Annotated in this window: 21 protein-coding genes and 1 pseudogene; 13 read left to right on the top strand and 9 right to left on the bottom strand. The window is 34.7% G+C overall.

Going from position 1 to position 20,583, the window contains the following annotated elements:
- The 3 genes from RTR43_RS21410 to RTR43_RS21400 all read left to right on the top strand — a co-directional run.
- Positions 1-227: MBL fold metallo-hydrolase (locus RTR43_RS21410; protein ID WP_312475019.1), on the top strand; the 227-nt coding region annotated here is incomplete at its 5' end.
- Positions 193-870: an MBL fold metallo-hydrolase gene (locus RTR43_RS21405; RefSeq protein ID WP_312475016.1), complete on the top strand. Its 678-nt coding sequence runs from the start codon at positions 193-195 to the stop codon at positions 868-870. The genes RTR43_RS21410 and RTR43_RS21405, both read left to right, overlap by 35 nt.
- Positions 871-901: 31 nt before the next feature.
- The gene (locus tag RTR43_RS21400) at positions 902-1,291 is read left to right on the top strand and encodes a hotdog domain-containing protein (RefSeq protein ID WP_312475013.1); all 390 of its coding nucleotides are present in this window, start codon (positions 902-904) and stop codon (positions 1,289-1,291) included.
- Positions 1,292-1,626: 335 nt separating this feature from the next.
- On the opposite strand, the gene RTR43_RS21395 is transcribed toward RTR43_RS21400, so the two are convergent.
- Complete coding sequence (locus RTR43_RS21395; protein ID WP_312475011.1) at positions 1,627-1,845, bottom strand: hypothetical protein; 219 nt, start codon at positions 1,843-1,845, stop codon at positions 1,627-1,629.
- A gap of 490 nt (positions 1,846-2,335) precedes the next feature.
- On the opposite strand from RTR43_RS21395, the gene RTR43_RS21390 reads away from it, so the two are divergent.
- Positions 2,336-3,013 carry a thioredoxin domain-containing protein gene (locus RTR43_RS21390; RefSeq protein WP_312475009.1) on the top strand — a complete coding sequence of 226 codons (678 nt, stop codon included), beginning with the start codon at positions 2,336-2,338 and terminating at the stop codon, positions 3,011-3,013.
- The gene (locus RTR43_RS21385; RefSeq protein WP_312475007.1) at positions 3,013-3,432 is read left to right on the top strand and encodes a disulfide oxidoreductase; all 420 of its coding nucleotides are present in this window, start codon (positions 3,013-3,015) and stop codon (positions 3,430-3,432) included. Before RTR43_RS21390 ends, RTR43_RS21385 begins: the two co-directional genes overlap by 1 nt.
- A 172-nt stretch (positions 3,433-3,604) precedes the next feature.
- Here the strand turns inward: RTR43_RS21385 and RTR43_RS21380 are convergent, their stop codons facing one another.
- The gene (locus RTR43_RS21380) at positions 3,605-5,140 is read right to left on the bottom strand and encodes a cardiolipin synthase (protein ID WP_312475006.1); all 1,536 of its coding nucleotides are present in this window, start codon (positions 5,138-5,140) and stop codon (positions 3,605-3,607) included.
- A gap of 186 nt (positions 5,141-5,326) precedes the next feature.
- Between RTR43_RS21380 and RTR43_RS21375 the strand changes: the two are divergent.
- Positions 5,327-5,442, top strand: a pseudogene (locus RTR43_RS21375) (ketoacyl-ACP synthase III); the annotation flags it as partial.
- Between the two features lie 636 nt (positions 5,443-6,078).
- Here the strand turns inward: RTR43_RS21375 and RTR43_RS21370 are convergent.
- Positions 6,079-6,816, bottom strand: a complete 738-nt coding sequence (locus RTR43_RS21370; protein WP_312475004.1) for a MurR/RpiR family transcriptional regulator — start codon at positions 6,814-6,816, stop codon at positions 6,079-6,081.
- A 206-nt stretch (positions 6,817-7,022) separates the two neighbouring features.
- Between RTR43_RS21370 and RTR43_RS21365 the strand changes: the two genes are divergently transcribed.
- The 6 genes from RTR43_RS21365 to RTR43_RS25685 all read left to right on the top strand — a co-directional run bounded on the left by RTR43_RS21365 (position 7,023) and on the right by RTR43_RS25685 (position 13,923).
- Positions 7,023-7,802: an SDR family NAD(P)-dependent oxidoreductase gene (locus RTR43_RS21365; RefSeq protein ID WP_312475030.1), complete on the top strand. Its 780-nt coding sequence runs from the start codon at positions 7,023-7,025 to the stop codon at positions 7,800-7,802.
- Between the two features lie 36 nt (positions 7,803-7,838).
- Positions 7,839-9,347: an FAD-binding oxidoreductase gene (locus tag RTR43_RS21360; protein ID WP_312475003.1), complete on the top strand. Its 1,509-nt coding sequence runs from the start codon at positions 7,839-7,841 to the stop codon at positions 9,345-9,347.
- A 21-nt stretch (positions 9,348-9,368) separates the two neighbouring features.
- Positions 9,369-10,799 carry an FGGY-family carbohydrate kinase gene (locus RTR43_RS21355; RefSeq protein ID WP_312475001.1) on the top strand — a complete coding sequence of 477 codons (1,431 nt, stop codon included), beginning with the start codon at positions 9,369-9,371 and terminating at the stop codon, positions 10,797-10,799.
- An 18-nt stretch (positions 10,800-10,817) separates the two neighbouring features.
- Positions 10,818-12,122, top strand: coding sequence for an MFS transporter (locus RTR43_RS21350; protein ID WP_312474998.1), 1,305 nt, complete (start codon positions 10,818-10,820; stop codon positions 12,120-12,122).
- Positions 12,123-13,152: 1,030 nt separating this feature from the next.
- Positions 13,153-13,578 (top strand): OsmC family protein, encoded by a 426-nt coding sequence (locus RTR43_RS21345; protein ID WP_312474995.1) that lies wholly within the window; start codon positions 13,153-13,155, stop codon positions 13,576-13,578.
- Between the two features lie 186 nt (positions 13,579-13,764).
- Positions 13,765-13,923, top strand: coding sequence for a hypothetical protein (locus RTR43_RS25685; RefSeq protein WP_396954608.1), 159 nt, complete (start codon positions 13,765-13,767; stop codon positions 13,921-13,923).
- Between the two features lie 509 nt (positions 13,924-14,432).
- Here the strand turns inward: RTR43_RS25685 and RTR43_RS21340 are convergent.
- The 3 genes from RTR43_RS21340 to RTR43_RS21330 all read right to left on the bottom strand — a co-directional run bounded on the left by RTR43_RS21340 (position 14,433) and on the right by RTR43_RS21330 (position 17,223).
- Positions 14,433-15,839, bottom strand: coding sequence for a DHA2 family efflux MFS transporter permease subunit (locus tag RTR43_RS21340; protein ID WP_312475027.1), 1,407 nt, complete (start codon positions 15,837-15,839; stop codon positions 14,433-14,435).
- 337 nt (positions 15,840-16,176) lie between these two features.
- On the bottom strand, positions 16,177-16,635 hold the full coding sequence (locus tag RTR43_RS21335; protein WP_312475025.1) for a MarR family winged helix-turn-helix transcriptional regulator: 459 nt from the start codon (positions 16,633-16,635) through the stop codon (positions 16,177-16,179).
- Positions 16,636-16,785: 150 nt separating this feature from the next.
- Entirely contained in the window at positions 16,786-17,223 is a 438-nt protein-coding gene (locus tag RTR43_RS21330) for a hypothetical protein (protein ID WP_312474991.1), read from the bottom strand.
- A gap of 715 nt (positions 17,224-17,938) precedes the next feature.
- Between RTR43_RS21330 and RTR43_RS21325 the strand changes: the two genes are divergently transcribed.
- Complete coding sequence (locus RTR43_RS21325) at positions 17,939-18,235, top strand: LapA family protein (protein ID WP_312474987.1); 297 nt, start codon at positions 17,939-17,941, stop codon at positions 18,233-18,235.
- A 393-nt stretch (positions 18,236-18,628) separates the two neighbouring features.
- Here the strand turns inward: RTR43_RS21325 and RTR43_RS21320 are convergent, their stop codons facing one another.
- From RTR43_RS21320 to RTR43_RS21310, 3 genes are read right to left on the bottom strand one after another with little or no spacing between them, the layout of a single operon-like run.
- Entirely contained in the window at positions 18,629-18,937 is a 309-nt protein-coding gene (locus tag RTR43_RS21320) for a hypothetical protein (protein WP_312474985.1), read from the bottom strand.
- Positions 18,922-19,953: an anti-sigma factor gene (locus RTR43_RS21315; protein WP_312474982.1), complete on the bottom strand. Its 1,032-nt coding sequence runs from the start codon at positions 19,951-19,953 to the stop codon at positions 18,922-18,924. The genes RTR43_RS21320 and RTR43_RS21315 overlap by 16 nt, the downstream gene beginning before the upstream one ends.
- On the bottom strand, positions 19,946-20,443 hold the full coding sequence (locus RTR43_RS21310) for a sigma-70 family RNA polymerase sigma factor (protein WP_312474979.1): 498 nt from the start codon (positions 20,441-20,443) through the stop codon (positions 19,946-19,948). Before RTR43_RS21310 ends, RTR43_RS21315 begins: the two co-directional genes overlap by 8 nt.
- Positions 20,444-20,583 lie beyond the last annotated feature (140 nt).

Below are 20,583 nucleotides of genomic sequence, written 5' to 3'. Positions count from 1 at the left end.
AGACCTGGAAGCCCCGGCTGATAGGCGGCTTTGATGAAGGTTTAAAAAGAATCCCTTGGATTTATCCATGGGGAGAAGTCAATGTGAACACGCACTATCATAGTGACCATGTAGGAGGGAATTTTCATCTTCAAAAAAATTATGGTGTTACGATTGCTGCTCATAAATGGGAAGCCGATTTAATTAATTCTTGTGACCCTGAAGCCTGTAGAACCTTATCGAGTTGATACAAAGCTCTCAGATAACGATGAGATTAATACAGGAAGTAGAAGCTTGAAAATCTTGTACACACCGGGTCATACGTTAGGGCATATTTCTTTATATGAACCTGAAGAAGAGATATTAATTTGCGGGGATCTCTTTCACAAAAATGATATCGGATGGTTAAATATCTTTCGAGAGGGTGTTACATCTATCCAACGATCTATAGAAAGTTTGGATCGGTTGTCCATGCTCCGGATCGGGCAGGCATATTCAGGACATGGACCTCAAATGGAGAATCCTCTGGCTGCCATTGATGCAGCAAGGGAACGGTTTGAAAAGTGGCTCAGGAAGCCAGAAAAAGTTTCATGGCATGCCTGCAAAAGGATTTTTTCATTCACATTAATCATTAAAAACGGATTAGCAAAAGAAGAAATCGATAACTACCTACTAAAGTGTGGTTGGTTTCAAGATTTTGCACGCTACTCTTTCCAGCTTCAACCAGATGAATTTATTCAAATCCTGCTCGATGAAATGATTCGTTCCGGAGCAGCAAGCTGGCACAATAATCATTTAATCGCCGCCACCTCATACCAAGCACCACAAAAGAAATGGATGAATAAGAACATAAAGCCGAAAGATTGGAAACCTCAAGATTTTCACACATAATACAGTATAAAACCTTCAGGGGGAGATTTATATGTCATTAAAAGTAGGAGATATTATTTCGTTTGAACGGACTTTTTCAGTAAGGGATGTTGAATTATTTACAGAGATTTCAGGTGATGAAGGGATTCATCATATAACGCCAGATGAACAGGGGAGACTTGTAATTCAAGGGTTATTAACGGCAACTCTACCAACAAAAGTAGGTGGAGATAATAACGTACTGGCTCGTACTATGAATTTTGAGTTTTTAAGACCTGTGTTTACGGGAGATACAATAATTTGTGAAGTTAAAATTGAAAAATACGAAAGGCAAGAAAATAATAGAACAGCTATTATTGCATCCTTTTTATGTAAAAATCAGAATGAAAAAGAAGTATTGAAAGGGAATTTTTCAGGTGTAATAGACGTTATCTCAACATAAAAAGAGGGGTTTATTTGAATATTATACGTTAAGGGGGTCCTAAAAGGGATTCCCTTTTTTTCTCCTATTTTGCAATAGTGCAACAAAAGCACTTAAAGAAAAAGGATGATCGATTCAGCATCTGCTGTTGGTTTGGAATAAAGTTTGATTAAAAACAACTTGCAAACACTGATCTTACCAGGAAGCAAAAGAGCTCATTTTGACTAAACATTGATCAAAATGAATTCTTTTCTCTAACTTATCCCTGTAGTTTTTTATAAAAAAGTTTAATCGCTTGCATGTGTCCTAGTTACATATTTATAGTACTTCTAAACTATGAATATAATTTGAATTATCTATTTTTCGTTTAATTGACAATTATCCTCTTTTGAAGAACTATTTTCTGATGGCACATGGTTTACCCCACACGTGTCCTTTTTGTTATTATCCGACTTGGGATCAATCCACTGTTGAAGCTTTGCACTTACTGACTGATTTAAGGGGCTTGTATAAACTGCTGTTCCAATACCCATAAATAAAATGATCAACATCATTACTATCATTACTTTTTTCATAAAAGAATGTTCACTCCTTATATTGTGCCATGTGTTGAAGTAGGTTCACCATATAATTCCTATTTTTTAACCATTATTCGGTTTATTTCCTTAAGTTCTTTCCCAGCTATTAAAAGACTACTTAATAAAATGGATGATATTTTTTTTCACTTTTGTACCTCTTTCAAGGGAGTTCTACTTCATTTTAACAAGGAATTAGTCTTTGAAATTTTGATAAATATTAAAAATCGGTGAAATATACGTAATCAATACAATCATCACAATAGTAATAAACATAAAATTTTCTTAAAAGATATATGTTATAAACTCAAACTTTGCACCTTGATAAGTAGGCGGAATACTTGCCAGTTAGAATTCTCACAAAATGCTAGTTAATACAAAAAACATCTCATTCTTTGAAAAGGGTTTCACAATTTATACATAATATTTACAGTTAATATCTTTTATAATTAATAGTGTGAGCAAATAAAAAAAAGTAGAGGTATTAATAATGAAATCTAAAAATACACGCAGTTCTAATAAGGGGAAAATTATTGCATTAACTGTAGGCCTTTTAGCGATAATTGGTATTATATTAGTATTTAGTTATACTCCTGAACCTGATAAAGAAAATGCTAAAACGCTTAATATGGAAGGTCAACCTACTATTGGTGAAAAAAACGCCAAGGTTCAAATTGTTGAAATGGGAGATATAATGTGTCCAGCATGTAAAGTTTGGAGTCTTCAGTATTTTCCTGTTATAAAAGAAAAATACATAGATACAGGAAAAGCAAACTTTTCCTTCACAAATGTTTTATTCCATGAAGAGCCTTCAAAAATAGGAGCCCAAGCATTTGAAGCGGTTTATGAATTATACCCTGATTATTTTTGGGATTATGTACACAATCTATATCAAGCGCAACCAGAAACTTCTAATCACGATGAAGTTTGGATAAACCAAGATATAGCTGTCGATGTTGCAGGTAAAACAATCCCTAATTTTAACAAAGACGAATTTATTGCAAAAATGAATAGTCGAGAAGTACGTGACCAAATAAGTAAAGATGATTCACTAGTAAAAGAAATAGGATTAAAATTAACACCTGGTATCTTTATTAACGGAGTGGAATTAACTGACCCATTTGATATGGACAAAATAAACGAACTAATTGAAGAGGGGTTAAAGTAATGAGAACTTCTAATTCAAATTACAATGTATATTATTTTGTCGCAGCTTGGATGGTGGCCATTACTGCAACACTAGGGAGTTTATTCTACAGTGAAGTAATGAATTTTATCCCTTGTAGTTTGTGCTGGTATCAAAGAATATTTATGTACCCACTTGTTTTAATTCTAGGAATTGCAATCTACCATAATGAATATAGTATAAAAAAATATATATTAGCAGTTTCATTTATTGGGTGGTTAATTGCGCTTTATCATGTTTTACTTCAAAAAATACCTGCAATGAAGGCAATTGAACCATGTAAGCAAGGTGTTCCATGCTCTGTTGATTATGTAAATTATTTAGGATTTATAACTATTCCAATGATGTCATTAACAGCATTTACTTTAATAATCATATCTATTTGGCGTGTAAAAAAGTAGCTGCTGCTACTTTTTTATTTTTGTTATAAAAGTATCTCTACTATAATTTTTACCATTTATATTAATTGAAAATAGAAATAGTAGAAGTCTATACTACATTTTCTTAGTACCTCTAAAGCTTGGCTGAAAAATACAAAATTGTTTTCACTACTTTCTAATATTTGTATCTAAATTACAATATTGGTGAAATTAAGCGCATAAGGGATTCGAGTATTCGTTTTCGAATACTTCGTTTTTGAAATGAATCCCATCTAATTTCCATGGATTCCTTAAAATCTTGCTCGAAATCACGCTTTATATCTAAAACCGTATTAGATTCATATAGTACTGAAATGAGTTCATAATTAAGCTCAAAGCTACGAATATCCATATTTGCTGTACCAATTGTTGCGATTTCATCATCAACAAGTACAATTTTTGCGTGCATAAATCCATCTTTATAGTGGTAAATTGAAGCTCCTGCTTTTAGTAGTGGTGTAAAGTAAGATTGAGATGCCTGGTCACTAATAACACTGTCACTTTTTCCTGGATATAGAATGCGGACATCAATTCCAGCGGTTGCGCTTAAACGTAGTAATGTTAATGTTTCTTGATCTGGTATGAAATAGGGTGTTGCAATCCAAATTGATTTTTTTGCAGATCCCATAACTGCTAATAGCGTATTACGAATGCTTATGTCATCTGAGCTTGGGCCACTTGCAACGATTTGAACAGCGCCTTCAGCTTGATGAATTCCACGTTCTGGAAAATAATCTCTGTTAATAAATGAATCCCAAGAATAATTGTTTAAACCGCTAGAAGCATAGAGCCAATCCTCTAAAAAAATAGCTTGTAGTTTATATAATGCTTTTCCTTCTATTTTCAAATGACTATCGCGCCAGATAGGAAACTTTTTCGAACGGCCGAGATATTCGTCACCAACGTTGAGCCCACCTGTAAAACCAATTGTTCCATCTACAATAACAATTTTACGATGGTTTCGATAATTGACTGTTTCAAGCAGCCACGGTGAAAGAATAGGATCAAATTCGATAACCTCAATTCCTGCATCCCTCATAGGTTGTAAGAAGCGATTTCGTAGTGAATTGCTTCCAAGCCCATCATAAAGAAAGCGTACGATTACACCGGATTGTGCTTTTTTTATTAAGGCCTCCCGAATTTTTGTACCAATTTCATCTGAGCGATAAATATAGTATTGGATATGAATGTGATGCTGTGCGCTTTCGATAGCTTGGATGATTTCTGTAAATGTTTCTTCCCCGTTTGTTAAAAGAGTTGTTGCTGTTTCATTTGCGACAGGACCACCGCCAAATTTTTGTATGACCTCTTTTAGATAGGTAGACCGCTCACTTAATGAAGATGGTAATGGAGATGTTAAATCAAAACGCTTATCTGTTAAAATTTCTCGGAATAACTTTCTTTGTTCCTCTGCACGATGTAAATGCCTTTTTCGTCTCCAACGGCTTCTGCCAAAAAGTAAGTAGAATAGTACGCCTATAGCCGGAAGAAGTGCTAATACTAAAAACCACGCTAATGTACTTTGTGGAGAACGATTTTCAATAAAGATAACAAAGGAAATCCCTATAAGAGTGATAGGCCATAATATACCTACAAGAGTGTTTAGCGATATGAAGGATTTATTAACGAGAATAAGGATAAACAGCACAATTGCAAACACAGTTAATAATTGAACGATACGATTTTTCATATGTATAAAATCCACCCACTCTTTCTTAAAATTTGTTGAGTATTGAACATGAATCTCTCTCCTTTGGACTATCATAAGCGGTATTAATTTCCAGTATTTTCAGGAAAAATCATTGATAATGATTAGTACCTGGTTCTAATATTTAATTATAAAATCTAGTGTAAAAATAGTAAAGGGGACAAACGAATGCGATCAAAAGGAAGGACTACAGCTATTGGTACCTATATACCCGAAAAAAACTTACCAATGATGATTTAGAAAATATAGTAGATACAAACGATGCGTGGATTGTACAAAGAACAAATACTGGTGCCTGTCACCACCCGATATATGTCGAGATTTGTAGAATCAGGGGTTTTTTCTTATTGAGCTACCGGGGCAGGTTAGCATTCCTGTAGATCGTTAAATATCAGGTTTGAAAAAAATAGAGCCCCTCAGTAAGATACGAGTATAGAGTCCAATCTAACTCAGAGTCTTAAGGAGGAAGCCCTACTATGAATTTTAAAATGCAATACAAACAAAATCAACACCAAAGCGATAGAGCAATTGCTATTATTTGCGGATCGATAATGGTAATAAACGAACAGGTTATTTAGCTGCCAATACATTTTTAAATTTAAACGGATATAGAATTTGTGTTAGAAATGAAGAACTATTCGCTAAATGTATAGAGATTGCTGATCAAAATTCTCGACCAAGACTTGAAGATGTTGAAATGTGGCTAGAAAAGTATTCTGAGATATATGATTACGAAAAGGACTTAGATGTTTAATGGTTACTTGTTTCAATAAAGGGAACAAGTAACCATTTTTTATATATAGAAATCCTAACCCTTTTGAAGACTGAAAAAAAGAACAATATTGATTGATGTTCTTGTCAGTCTTTGAAAGGTTTTTTTTCTTCCATAAATTTGAGAGAAACCGCTTTAAATATCACGATTACTTTATCCTCTCTAAGTTATTTGTATCTCGTTCTGACATTAATTTTGCAATAACTTCTTCTATGAAAATAAAGAATACTGTTCGAGTTTTTTCAAAAGGTAACAGATTTTCATCTTGAGTAGAATTTGTTAAGTAAAATATATTATCAATTTCTAAAGCCAATGAAGTATTATACTCTTCCAAAATTAATAACATTTCAGCCCCGCAAGACTTTACTGTATTTAAAAGGTTTTCAAAGGAAGAGAATTTACCAGTTACTGACAAAACAATTAAAAGTGTTTCTTTATCAACCAAATGTTGAGCATAATCTTCACTTTGGGCTACTGAAATATTTTTACCTGATAGAAGAGCGAGTTTATAAGCAAAATATTCCACACAAAAAAAGGATGGACCTAGTCCGAAAAGGACGATTTTGTTGTATTTATTAAACATACTTAAAAAATTATCTACTAGAACTGGGTCAAAGTTTTCTATAAAATGTTTTAACCTTTCTAGTTCACTCGACTCTTTTTTGTCTTCAGTCATTATTTGCTGTCCGCTAAAAAATTGCTTGTATTGTTTAAAATTTTCAAACCCTAGTTTTCTTACAAGTTTTGAAACCATAGAAGAAGATACATCACAATAATCAGCAGCCTCTAATATTTTTATATTAAAATTATTTTCTATAATTTTAGAAAGTTTGTTATGGACGGAAAGCTCTAATTGATTTAAGTTATTTAAATTTATATTTATCATCTACTTTTTCCTTTCTCTATATTGAAATCATTTTAATCTATTGTATTTCAGTAGTCAACGACGAGGAAAATTTTCCATAATAAATTAAAAAAATAAAAAAAGTAGAAAATTTTCTAATGAATTCGTTTACATTTAGATTTGGCTATTGTACAATGTCCATATCAAAAAACAATATTAGGATGGTGAAAAACATGAATACTGAAAAAATGAGTATTAAAGATTTCTCAATGAATTTTTTTAGCTTAAAAGGAAAAGTTGCCATTATCACTGGAGGAAATTCTGGATTAGGGCAAGGTTTTGCATTAGCACTTGCAAAAGCAGGGGCTGATATTTTTGCAGTTAGCATCGCTGATGACAATGATGAAACTAAGAAAATGATTGAAGCAGAAGGTGTTAAATACCATCTTATGATTACAGACGTTACTGAAGAAGGCGCTTGTAAACAAATAGCAGAAGAATGTATTCAAACATATGGAAAAATAGATATTCTCATGAATAACGCAGGTATTTGTATTAATGAACCAGATGTAACCAAGTTTTCACGAGTTCAATGGGATAAAATGATCTCTATCAATTTAACAGCTGGCTTTGAATTATCTCATGAGGTTGCTAAGTACATGATTCCACAAAAAAGTGGAAAAATCATTAATACTTGCTCATTGTTTTCATACCTTGGAGGTCAATGGTCACCAGCATATGCTGCAAGTAAACACGGTTTAGCAGGTTTTACAAAAGCTTATTGTGATGAACTAGCTCAATTTAATATACAAGTTAACGGTATTGCACCTGGGTATTTTGCTACTGCAGTTACAGCAGAGACAAGAGCTAACCCTGAAGCTAACCAACGTATTTTAGACCATATTCCAGCAAATAGATGGGGAAATATCTTAGATTTAATGGGTACAGTCGTATTTTTAGCTTCAGACTCTTCAAATTATGTAAATGGTACGTTAGTAAATGTTGATGGTGGATACTTAGTAAGATAATGAATTGTAGAAATTGATAAAAGGAGAAATGATACTATGGCTAATGAACAGTTATTAAAAGGTGAAAATAATACTATGGTTAAAGAACAGTTATTAAAAGAATTAGAGTCTATTATTTCATTAGAACAAATTAATACAGATGATGAGGCACTTTATGATGCGTCGGCAGACCGTTATAAAAAATATGCAAAAGCTAAAAAAGCACTTGATGTTCCAATGCCTATGGCAATTGTATACCCACACTCAGCAGAAGAAGTGAAGTCACTGCTAATGTTCTGTGATAAAAATAATATCAATGTTATTCCTAGAAGTGGAAAAACAGCTACTGAAGGCGGCCTTGAAAACTGGAAAGAAACCGCTTTAGTCATTGATGGATCAAGAATGAATAAAATCATTAAAATTGATCCATATAATATGCAAGCAACTGTACAAGCTGGTGTGAAACTACAAACGTTAGAAGATGAATTACGTAAAATTGGCTACACTACAGGTCACTCTCCACAGTCAAAACCAGTTGCACAATATGGTGGATTATTGGCAACAAGAAGTATTGGACAATTTTCAACCTTATACGGCGCTATTGAAGATATGGTTGTAGGATTAGAATGTGTATTTCCTAACGGACATATTTCTAGAATAAAAAATGTTCCAAGAAGAGCTGGCGGACCTGATATTAGACATATTGCCATTGGTAATGAAGGAACCTTATGCTATATAACAGAAGTTACCGTTAAAATTTTTAAATTTCACCCAGAAAACAATGTTTTCCATGGTTACTTAATAAAAGACGTTGATACAGGTATAAAGATTTTAAGAGAAGTTATTACAAATGGCTTTAGACCATCCGTTGCACGTGTATATTCTGAAGAAGATGCAAGACAACATTTTTCTCATTTCTATAAAGACAAATGTGTTTTAATTTTTATGTCAGAAGGACCATCAAGTATTGTCAAAGCAACTACTGAAGCGATTGAAGAAGCAGTTTCTAAATTTCAAGAAGGTATCATTGAAAAAGTAGAAGATAACTTAATAGAAAATTGGTTTAATAACTTGAATTGGACGCAAGAACATATTGATAAAGAATTCCAAAGAATGATTGATACTGATAAGCATGATGGTTTTACAACTGAAGTATCAGCTGACTGGGAAAACATTGTTAAGATTTATCACAATGTTATGAAAAGAGTAAGGGAAGAGTTTGATAGAATTGAAGATGTAACAATGCTTGGCGGGCACTCATCACATAGTTATCTTAATGGTACGAATATGTATTTTGTATACAACTATAATATTAATTGTGCACCGGAAGATGAAATGAGAATTTATCATCATCCAATTCATTCAATTATTATTGAAGAAACGTTAAAACTTGGCGGTTCAATGTGTCATCACCATGGTATTGGAAAATATCGTAACCAGTGGACAGAAGAAGAGCACGGTTCTGCTTACTATATGTTAGAAAAATTAAAAGAAGTGTTTGACCCTAATGGCATCATGAATTTTGGTACCATTTTCCCTCAAGAAGAAGGCAAGAAATATTTATAATAGTTTACATGAGGTGCATGTATGAGCAAGTATGTAATGGGGATAGATAATGGTTCTCAAAGTACAAAAGTAGCCATTTTTGATTTAGAAGGAAATGAAATTGCATTTGGTTCTTATAAATTAAAAGAAACTTTATCACCTAAACCAGGTGTAGTCATACATCCTGATGATGATTTGTGGGACAGCGTGTATGGTGGAATTAAAAATTGTCTAGCTAATTTCACTGGCAATCCTAAAGAGATTATCGGAATTGGTTTATGTACAATAAGATGTTGTCGCGTTTTGTTAAAGGAAGATGGCCATCTAGCTTATCCTGTGATAAGCTGGATGGATTCCAGACTTGACAAACCATATGTACATTCTGATGATCAAGTAAAGTATGTAACGACAACTTCTGGTTATCTCGGCTTTAGATTGACAGGGGAATTTAAGGACACTGCTTCAAACTATGAAGTTAACTGGCCATTAGACCGCGAAACGTTAGATTGGTCCAATGACGATGAAGTAATGAAGGCGAATGGGTTGAAAAGAGAGATGTTATTTGATCTTGTAAAACCGGGTGAAAAGCTGGGAACGCTACAACAAGAACTGGTTCATGAGTTTGGTCTTAATAAAGATATACCAGTAGTAGCAACAGCAAATGATAAAGCTGTAGAGGTTTTGGGCTCCGGAATTAAGGACGAAGGGACAATTATGATATCTCTTGGAACATTTATTTCGTCTATGTTGTTACGGGATGAATTTTCTGAAAATGCTAACAATTTTTTTCCTACGCTCGCATGTATTCCATTTAAATACGTTTATGAATCCAATGGAATAAGACGCGGTATGTGGACTGTGAGTTGGTTTAAAAAACTAATTGGCGAGGAACTTGTTACAGAATCTGGAAAACTAGGTGTATCGGAAGAGGAATACTTGAATATTCAAGCAAAAGATGTTCCAGTGGGCAGTGATGGTCTGATTACCATCCTCGACTGGTTGTCTACACCATCTATACCCTATCGAAAAGGTGTCATGATTGGTTTTGATCAGCGCCATACTAAATACCACATTTACCGCTCTATATTGGAAGCGATTGCATTCAATATAAAAAACAATATTGATGATATGTTAGAAGAAATAGATGTAAAGCTAAATGATTTAGTAGTGATAGGTGGTGGCTCCAAAAGTGATGTGATGATGCAAATTATTGCTGATCTTTTTGGATTACCCGTTCACAGACGTGAAGGCAGCAGTAGTGCCTGTCTAGGAGCTGCTATTTGTGTGTGCCACTATTTATCCATTTACAAAGATTTTTATGAGGCAACAAGTAAAATGGTTAAAACTCAACAAACGTTTGTACCAAACCAAAACAATCACGAACTCTATAATACTATCAACGAGACTGTTGTAAAAAATGTGAGAAAGCATACAGATGAGATTTTAAAGCTTACTTATCCAATTTTTAGCTAAGATAGGAGTTGTTTCAAAGTGGGAAATTTTAAAAGGTATTTTCAGTTTTTTCTGATTGTTTTAGCAGCAGGAGCGATATTTCCTCTTATCTATTTAAAAACAAATTATCAAGAAACGATTTTGGAAGTTTACGGAATAACTCTTGGACAGCTAAATGGTATATTTTCCGTGTTGGGTATAGCTTATCTCGTGGGATATGGACCAAGTGGCTGGCTTGCTGATAAATTTTCAGCAAAAAAACTTTTATTTATTTCACTCCTGATTTGTGGACTTACCGGACTATGGTTTGCTCAAGTTCCGAGCTATTCAATGGTTTTGGTGATATTTGGTATTTGGGGATTTTTTTCCGTATTCACCTTTTGGGCAGCTCATTTAAAACTTGTAAAGTTAATTGCTAAAAAGGAAGAAGAAGGAAGATTTTTTGGCGCTTTAGATGGTGGTCGTGGATTAATAGAAGCTATTTTGGCTAGTATAGCATTATTTATTTTTACAAGTATTTTAGGAGATAGTTCAGAATTTGTTCAGAAGAAAGAAGCCTTAAAATATGTTGTGTACATGTACTCCGCTATGCTTATAGTGGTGTCAGTACTTATTTTGTTTTTTGTTAAAGAAGACGAATTTTCTTCTAAAAAAGAAGAATCTTCATCTAAAGTAGGAACTACTAATAAAATTAATGTTAAAGATTTCAAACAAATATTTAGTAATAAGTTTATATGGCTGCTTGGCGGCATCATATTTATGTCCTATATTGTGACATGGGCTGTATATTATCAAGGTGGATTTTTACAAACGAATATAAAAATTGATGCAGGAACTGTAGGTAAAGTAACTGTATTAATGCTCTGGATGCGCCCGATTGGCGGGTTTTTAGGTGGATTTTTAGGTGATAAGTTTGGGAAGAGTAGTATTTTAATGACAGCCCTTGGGTTATCTGCCATTTTTTTAATTGCTATATCAGTCTTACCCATTACGATGCCTCACATTTACTTTTATGTCCTTGTAGTATTAATTGGATTAATGATTTATACCGTTAGAGGTCTTTACTGGTCGTTACTTGGTGATTGTAAGATAGATGAAAAGATACTCGGTCTTGCAATTGGTGTCATATCCTTTGTAGGCTATACACCAGATATTATCATGCCTATCGTAAATATTGTGTTGTTTAAAACATTCGGAGCTAACGGTGGTTATAATGCCTACTTTATCTTTTGTGCAAGCGCAGGTATTATTGCGATCTTAATAGCTTTATTCTTTAAGATTTCAGTGAAGAAAGATGCTATAAATTCCATTAAAACAGAAGAATTAATTGCAAAAAATGCTTAATTTATTATTGTAATATTAGGTCGAAAAAGTAGACCCCAAAATTTTTTATAACTTCCTGTGCCTGTCACCACCCGATATATGTCGAGATTTGTAGAATTAGAGAACCAGAGTAGGGATTTTGGGGCCATAATAAACTCAACTAAAGTGTTAAAGTGAGACAGAGAGACGGGGGTATTGCTCTCTGTCTTTTTTTGATTGGGTGTCAGTGGTGGAAGTACTTATTACTACCCAGTGATAGACATCACGAAAGGGATAGCGTCTTACTTTAAGGGGGGAAACAGAAGACAGTTCTCGACATCTTTTTATAGACATTGGATGTAAAAAGCGGTTTTGGAAGCAGGCTGAAGACATTTTTAATCAAACGTTTGAGTAGTGTTGGAAAATAGGAAAATGAGTAGAATTATGTAGGTTTAATAAAATAGAATCATTTACTCCGGAATATTGTACTTTTTTCTGCTAGAACCTTAATGTTTCATAGACAAAATATTTTCCTATGAGATGAAAAAATCCCTTATATATCAATGATCACTCTGTACTTAATTAAACGATTGAATAGTATAGCATATACGGAAAATGATCGAAATTTGTCCTTTAAGAGGGAAAAGGTTGTTCGTTTCAGAGTCAGTACATTTTCTAAGTACTTTTCTACAAATTTCTTTCACATTGGGAAGGACAAACCTTGATTTAATGGAGTTTGCAGCAAATTTAATCAAACGTTTGAGTAGTAGGGAAATGGCGAGTAAAAAATCGAATGATGTAAGTTCAAGAGAAACCAATCTCATTTTGTGGAAAGGTAAGTTATTACCTGCGAAATTCTCTTGCGGTTCTCGACAAACTTCTTTTTTGCTTGGTAGGGAAAAATCTTATAAGTCGTACTTACAGCTGATTCAACCAAACGTTTGATTAGTATATCCTATATGGAATTTAGTCGAATGGATGTCGCTTAATGGGATTAGAAAAATAACAAATCCTTATTCAAAATAAGAAAGTACCAGATTGGTAAGAATAGAACAGTGAAAGGGGTGTGAAGATGGAGTTAACAATTAACTGGAAAGAAAAAATGTCATTTTCGGGGGTTACTCCCTCCGGGCATGAAATAATTATGGATGCAGCTCCGGAAGTAGGAGGAGAGGATACAGGAGCAAGGCCGACGGAATTGCTTCTACAGGCGGTCGCAGGTTGTACAGGAATTGATATTATCTCTATTTTGCATAAAATGCGTCTAGAGCCTTCCGGTTTTCATATGGATGTTAAAGGCGAACGTGCCGGGGATCATCCTAAGCGATTTATTACTATTAACATTCATTATGCGTTAGAAGGAGAATTACCTGAAGATAAGGTCATTCGTGCTATTCAATTGTCAAAGGACAAATACTGTTCAGTTGCCCATTCCCTAAATTCAGAAATAACCGTTAGCTACTCGATAAATGGTTTGAAAGGCGAAAAAAACATATAATTCTTTAATGTAATAACGGCCAAATGAATGGTTACTTCTTTTAACAAAAAAACCACCCCGCGCAGAATAAAGGGTGGTTCGCACAAATAAGCAGCAGCTTTGATAACCACACCCTGACGGTAGCAGTTACAGGGAGAAGTGTTACAGCACTTCTCTGATTAAAAGGTACGGGTATTTGTTTGGGCTATGTATGATTCGTTCGAAACGGAGAAGCAAGGGAGTGTTCTCTTGCTTCTTTTGAAAGAATGTAAAAAGCATTTAGAATCTCATAGTGAAAAATGCGGAACTTGTCACGGAAGTTTGTGTGGATATGTCTCCCGCATTTATCAAAGGGGATTACTCTAGGAAAAGGCACAACCCTTGTTCAGACACTCTTCAAGGTTCCTTTTTGATAAAATGGAGGACAGCTCTCGACATTTATTTTCTGAGATTAGCTTGAAAAACTCAGTCTTAAAGCAGGCTAATGCCAAATTTAATTAAACGTTTGATTAGTGTTGGAAAACCGGAAAATAAGTAGAATTTTGCAGGTTTAATAGATTGGAATCATTTTCTCGTGGATATTGTTTGTTTTTCTGATAAGATGCTAACGGGCTATCGACAAAATTATCTCCTTCTAGATAAATCAAATCCCTATATAGCAAGGCTAATATCGTATTTAACCAAACGATTGAATAGTATATCACATACAAGAAATGGTCGATATTTTTTATTTTTATAGTGAAAATTTATCGAGACTTAAATCGGTAAGGGTAGGGGGATTCCTACCCTTTAATTGAGTGGCCGTCGTCGGGACGCGTGAAATTCCCCCATCTGTGATAGGCATGGAAGCACGAGAAGAACCGTCCTCACGCTTCCTATAGCTTGGGTTTTTTGATGAATAATGACAGTACAACATTCATCACCGCTAATAATAAACTAATTTTAAACACCAGTGCAGATCCCGATGCTGCTGCATGTGTCGGTTCATTCGCAATAGCTGCTACGTAACTATTCTGTTTTGCTGATAAAATCGAGACCATTACTGCAATACCAACTGCGCCAGCTACTTGTTGGACCGTTTGCGTTATAGCGATTCCATCTGGATAGTACTGTTTCGGAAGTGAATTTAGCGTGTTTGTTTGGACCGAAGCAAGCACCGCCCCTATCCCTAACATCATCACAATATGAGTTACGACAATTGTCCATAAAACCGTGTCTGTACCAAATTGTGAATACAATCCATAACCAATGGCTACTAAAAGGGTTCCAGGTGTAATCACTGCTTTCGGGCCATATTTATCAAATAAACGACCAATGGTTGGAGCTAATAAACAATTAAGCAAGCTGCCTGGCAGCAGGATCAGACCAGTTGTAAAAGCAGTAATCACTAAAGCCATTTGCATATACATTGGTAAAACAACAAGCATGGATAACATATTAAAGAACGTGATAAAACTCATAATGACGCCAAGTACGAAAAGAGGGGAATGAAATGCTTTTAGATTCAACATAGGATGCTCCATTTTCGTTTGACGAATTGAAAAAATAATGAGTGCAGCGAGTCCAATGATGATTGTTCCAAGAACAATTGGACTTGTCCACCCGACTTCACCAGAAACACTTACTCCGTAAACAATGCCTCCGAATCCAATCGTCGAAAGAATAACAGATAATACATCAATTGAAATCTTACGTATCTCATTCACATTCGGTAAATACTTGAACCCGAAAATAAGAGAAAACAGTAAGAAAGGTACAGTAACCCAGAAAATCCAATGCCATGATAATGTATCTAAAATAAGACCTGCTAATGTTGGTCCTAGTGCTGGGCCTGCTAACATAACTAAGCCCATGACTCCCATTGCGGCGCCTCGTTTATTTGGTGGGAAGATGGTAAAGATAACATTTTGAGTTAAAGGCAAATTAATCGCTAATCCTGCTGCCTGAATAATACGTGCCACCAATAAAACACTAAATAAGGGTGCTGCTGCTGCTAGAATTGTCCCGATAAGGGATAGCAATATAGAAGTCAAAAACATTTGACGAGTTGTTAATTTTTGCATCAAAATACCTGTTACCGGTACTAAAATACCTAATGTTAAAAAATAGCCTGTTGCTAACCATCCGATCGTCGTTGCATTGACATTGAATATTCGACCTAAATCTCCTAAGGCAATATTTAATGCCGTTTCACTAAAAAGTCCGACAAAGCCTGCCACTAAAAGAGCAGCCATTATCGGGCCTGTTTTGATTTCTTGTTTCGTATTCGGAACTGTATTCATTTGTTGTTTCGCTATCGAGTCTGTTTTGATTTGTGTATTCACGTATTTAACTCCTTCAATAAATTTGGTCATACATGCAAAATAATTTTTAGTGATTTATTACATGCTTAAAGATTTTTTTTACTTCTACGACCTTATATCCTTTCCGCTGAAAAAGAGTTGTCGTGCCTTCGATTATCAGCGATTATCCATTTCCGTAGTACACCCCCACTTACTAACGGGTCTGTTAACTATATCAATAATTTTTCCTTATTGTCAACAAAGTTGACAATATTAATACAAAGAAAAACCTCCACTTTGTCAACTTAATTGACAAGGTGGAGGTTTTTAACAGCCTTTATTGTTCGATTCCCCACTCTACCTTTAATAGATCCTTAAGAATCTTTACTTGCTCAACACCTATTTTTTCTGCAATTTTATTTTCAAGCTGGGCTTTCAGGACCTCGTTTTTTTCGTAGCATTCTTCTCCTAAAGCTGTTAACTGGATACACTTCTCTTTCTTGTTGTTTTCTAGATTATTGATTTCCACTAATCCTTTTACAGAAAGATTTTTGATAAACTTATGTATCGCCTGGCGAGAAATTTCTACATTTTTTGTAACATACGAAATGGTAGGCCGCTTTTTATAAATCCTGGCCATAATATACCATTCAGAATTTGAAATATAAATCTCACTTTTATCGTTCCATGCTTTCTCTGAGATTTTACGGACCAAACTATGACGTTCACTTATTAAATCTATAAGATCCAAGTTTTGTAATTCAGAGTTTGAAATCAAACGATCCACTCCAATCATAATCTTCGCCACTTACTATACAAAATCCACCATTGTATGTCAATTTGGTTGACAGCCAATAGCATATTGGGGTCAGACCTCCACTCAAGGTGTTTTAATAATGGTTTTGTAAGAAACCTCTTTTTAGATCAAAAAACAGTGGGGTAACAATTATTGCAATTTCCAATCGGGGTTTGCAGACTGAATAAAGTTATCCATTTTTTCAGTACTTAATTGTCCTTTTACAATATCATAATAGTTCCCGTCTATTTCCAAAGGATCTGTAAATGTAATGCTCATAAGTTTTTTGTCGCCATTATAAAAGTCTGCACTATGAATCCAACCTTTAAAATCATCGTGTTTCTTTTCTTTTTTTATAACATATCTATCCATCATCTTTATAAAATCATTTGTCTGATTCTTATCATTAAGAGTAAATGGGTTGTTTTTTCCTCTTCCATCAAAAAATACTATTTTTGTAATATCGCTATATTGTATATTTGTAACTTCGCTTATCTTTTTTTCTTTATTTTCAAAACCAGTACACCCAAATAATAGCGAACTAAAAATTACTGTTAGTATAAGCGTTAGTGTTAGTCTCTTTGTCATAATTAAATCTTTCCCCCTTTTTAACTCTTTTTAAATAGACGGAAAATTCCTTCATTTTGTTACTGGTGGTTATGCTGTTTAAGGGAAGCACAGGGGACAGGAGCCCCTCCCAATTACATATAGTGTTGCGCAGTGCCGCAGCTTATTCTGAAATTGGATATTAAAAAATCTTTAATAATCTATGCAGTAACCACTTCATGTTCAGTAAATCCATAACTACTACCGTTCCTGCTGCAACAAGGTTGTAATCCATGGAAGGCTCAAAGTTACTTAAAATCACATTAAGCAGATAAATCTCGACAATTTTCTTCAGTAATCTGATGCGAAAATCTAGTATTGACGCGGTCTCAAGGTATTTTTAATCAAACGTTTGATTGAGAGGGAAAAAAGAGGAGAATGGTCGAGGGCTGTCATTTCATCGTAGTTGGGTTGTTAAGGAGTATTGAAATCCCGTATAAATCTATCCAAAGCTTCGTTCCCTCTAATAACGCTTGTGCCATTGTCGCTCACCTCGTTTCACCTACTATTTATAAAATTTCCGTACCTAGGCACCATCCCAATTCTAGAAAACAAGAAAATTACCCCGGGGCGTCACAATCAAAATGGGCAAGGTTATTCTGGTACGGAATCGATGGTGTTTGTAACGGAAAGATATGGTAGTATTATTTAAAAGAAATATTCAATAAACCGAAAAATTATTTTGGGAGGCATAGCCATGCGCATTCAATGGAATTTGATTTTAGCACTTATTTTTACTTTTATCGTGGCCATCTTTGCTGTTTTAAACGTGTCATCGGTCAAAATCAATTACTTGTTTGGTAACAGCGAAATCCCAATAATTCTCATTATCATTGGATCAGCCCTGTTAGGGGGGTTAGTAGTGGGGATGTTCGGAACTCTTCGTCAGTTCAAGCTTCAGATGAAAGTAAAAAAGCTTGAAAAAGATCTAAATGAGATGAAATCACGGGAGAATCAAGTGATTGAACAGAACGCGGATATGGAGTCAAACTAATACACTTTAGTTCACTTTTGGTCAAAAGAAAAATAGGCAAAGTGACCGACCGGAACAGTTCATGTATAAAAGAAGCATTTCTTTAATAATCACCCTTTTCTACTTTAGTAGGAAAGGGCTTTTGTTTGATCACAGCCTAGGCTGCGGAAGTAGCTATTTATTAATTTTCTATTGGAAGCAATATTTGGGTTTGGCACCATTCCCAGTTCAGTCGCTTCCATAGATTTCTTTTAAAAAAAGTCATGATTAGAAACAGCCCTCGCCAATCTTCTTTTGTAATTTGTAGGGGAAAGTCGTGGGGAGGAGGGGAACAGGAACCTCGTCCTAGTGATAACGACCATTCATTATCAGGTTTAATGTGAAAGATACGAACAGTGCCTAGCACTGTTCGTATTATGGTTTATAATTAATACTCAAAGATGAGACAATCATCAATAGGGTAAAAATAAACAGAAAAATACTTAGACTGATTCCCCATATGGCATAAAGTCTCGATCGTTTTCTGGTAAATAGCCCAATTATCCCGAGAAAAAAACTTAGCAACGGAAGTTGATAAATAAAGATTCCAGGAAACACTTTTTCTTTTATTAAAAGGGCAACATTTAATCCTACTAACGAAATGAGCGCAATTAGAAAAGATAGAAAACCAGATATTGTTGGTAAGCTTTTATGATTACCTTTTTTCTTTATTCCCAGTTCCATAGCTTTACCTCCCCAACCTTTAGTGCACGTATTTCTTTCATATCTTGAAGCTTTCTAATTTCTTCAGTTGGACCAGTTATGACTGCGCCGTACACCTTTATGCCATGTTCTTTAATATAGGCCAAACGGCTGCTCATGGATAATGATTTGGCACGGGCAACTTTTTCAGCAACGGATTCATTTTTTTCAAGCAGTGATAAAATATCAAGAAATACCTCTTCATTTGATTCTCCATTGGTCTTAAATGGGGACCAAGTGGTGTGGTCGTACTGTGCAGGATAACCTAGCGGCGTAATCGGTACTCCTTCTTTATCTTCTTGAGTGACTTCCATTCCTGTATCCACCGCGAACCAGCGAAGTTCCATATTTTTTGGCATGCTTTCTTTCAAATCGTCTGGTTTCATTAAATGATTTAACGATATATAGACCTCAGAGACAGTCCCGTCCGGAAGCTTTTTTAATATATCCCACCCATCTGTCGTAGAAAATGGAATACTTACCTTTGGATGGACCATGACTTCCGTTTCCTTACTCGGGTTTTCAGCTAACGGCCGATCTAACAACAGATTTTTCTTTGGAAAACTAGGCTGGTCTAACAGAAAATCAATATCATAGTTCCCAATCTTATAGTCTTCTTTCCCAATCTTTTTTAAAACATCAAACTTTATATTCATCGAAAAGAGACCAATGTCATCCTCTACCTTTAATTTTTCTAAGCTCATATTGGGCTCAGTCACATAAATCGTTTTTGTGACAACATCAATTAAATGATCCGCCCTGCCGCCAATTCCGTAATACATGTAAGTGGCTAATGTCATAATCGGTACAATCAGTAGCAAAATAGCCAGGCTTACCATGATATTGGTTTTTCGCGCCATATTTTTTCCAAGATTGACAATCTTTTTTTGTCCTTCTTCTGTATATGGGTGAAAGTCATTTATTCCATTCATTGATTCCTTAAGATAGTTTTGATAGTCATCCTTTTCATTTGGAACATGATTTCTTTCATCACTCATCTACCTTCATCCTTTCTTTTACCCTGTCCATGACTTTTCTTCGTCCTCTATGTAAGTGGCTTTTTAGAGTATTAACTTTCATATTAAGAATTTCCGCTGCTTCATTGTATTTAAGCTGATGCAAGTCACATAATAACAAGACATGTCTTTCTTGCTCCTTTAAGGAATGAATATCATTTAGCAAAAGTTGAAAACTTTCTTTTTCAAGCAGTTTTTTTTCCGGAGTTTCCATGGAGAGATTGCCCGGTTCTTCTATCTGATCCTGAATGATCAGACGCTTATTTTTTCTTTGAAAATCGATAAAAGCATGATAGGCCACTTTAAATAGCCATGCTCTGATATTGGAAATTTCATAATCCTCCAATTGCAAATACGCTCGGTAAAAAGCCTCTTGAACCAAATCCTCAGCGATAAAATGATCCTTTGAAAGGGAGAAAAGATATCGATATAAATCATTTACGTTTTCTTGATACGCTTTATCAAGCTCCACTGCTGCTCCCCCTTTCAACCTAACCACGTTTAACGATAGCAAATTGTTGCAAGGATGGAAATTTTTTATTTAAATGTAAGCGTAAACCGGTGAAATCTTATGCTAGTAATGCTATTTCTACTATTAATAGTATTGGTAAT

Source organism: Neobacillus sp. (assembly GCF_031988165.1).
GTDB classification, from domain to species: domain Bacteria; phylum Bacillota; class Bacilli; order Bacillales; family Cytobacillaceae; genus Neobacillus; species Neobacillus rhizosphaerae.
Note: the sequence above shows the minus strand (reverse complement) of the source record. Positions and strands in the feature narration are given on the sequence as shown.

Excerpts from the sequence above, each read along its gene's own strand:
- RTR43_RS21365 (WP_312475030.1), top strand. The coding sequence starts at position 7,023 with ATGAGTATTAAAGATTTCTCAATGAATTTTTTTAGCTTAAAAGGAAAA.
- RTR43_RS21360 (WP_312475003.1), top strand. The coding sequence starts at position 7,839 with ATGGCTAATGAACAGTTATTAAAAGGTGAAAATAATACTATGGTTAAA.
- RTR43_RS21390 (WP_312475009.1), top strand. The coding sequence starts at position 2,336 with ATGAAATCTAAAAATACACGCAGTTCTAATAAGGGGAAAATTATTGCA.
- RTR43_RS21335 (WP_312475025.1), bottom strand. The coding sequence starts at position 16,635 with ATGATTGGAGTGGATCGTTTGATTTCAAACTCTGAATTACAAAACTTG.
- RTR43_RS21380 (WP_312475006.1), bottom strand. The coding sequence starts at position 5,140 with ATGAAAAATCGTATCGTTCAATTATTAACTGTGTTTGCAATTGTGCTG.
- RTR43_RS21385 (WP_312475007.1), top strand. The coding sequence starts at position 3,013 with ATGAGAACTTCTAATTCAAATTACAATGTATATTATTTTGTCGCAGCT.
- RTR43_RS21325 (WP_312474987.1), top strand. The coding sequence starts at position 17,939 with ATGCGCATTCAATGGAATTTGATTTTAGCACTTATTTTTACTTTTATC.
- RTR43_RS21320 (WP_312474985.1), bottom strand. The coding sequence starts at position 18,937 with ATGGAACTGGGAATAAAGAAAAAAGGTAATCATAAAAGCTTACCAACA.
- RTR43_RS21355 (WP_312475001.1), top strand. The coding sequence starts at position 9,369 with ATGAGCAAGTATGTAATGGGGATAGATAATGGTTCTCAAAGTACAAAA.
- RTR43_RS21315 (WP_312474982.1), bottom strand. The coding sequence starts at position 19,953 with ATGAGTGATGAAAGAAATCATGTTCCAAATGAAAAGGATGACTATCAA.
- RTR43_RS21395 (WP_312475011.1), bottom strand. The coding sequence starts at position 1,845 with ATGAAAAAAGTAATGATAGTAATGATGTTGATCATTTTATTTATGGGT.
- RTR43_RS25685 (WP_396954608.1), top strand. The coding sequence starts at position 13,765 with ATGTATGATTCGTTCGAAACGGAGAAGCAAGGGAGTGTTCTCTTGCTT.
- RTR43_RS21345 (WP_312474995.1), top strand. The coding sequence starts at position 13,153 with ATGGAGTTAACAATTAACTGGAAAGAAAAAATGTCATTTTCGGGGGTT.
- RTR43_RS21340 (WP_312475027.1), bottom strand. The coding sequence starts at position 15,839 with ATGAATACAGTTCCGAATACGAAACAAGAAATCAAAACAGGCCCGATA.
- RTR43_RS21330 (WP_312474991.1), bottom strand. The coding sequence starts at position 17,223 with ATGACAAAGAGACTAACACTAACGCTTATACTAACAGTAATTTTTAGT.
- RTR43_RS21370 (WP_312475004.1), bottom strand. The coding sequence starts at position 6,816 with ATGATAAATATAAATTTAAATAACTTAAATCAATTAGAGCTTTCCGTC.
- RTR43_RS21400 (WP_312475013.1), top strand. The coding sequence starts at position 902 with ATGTCATTAAAAGTAGGAGATATTATTTCGTTTGAACGGACTTTTTCA.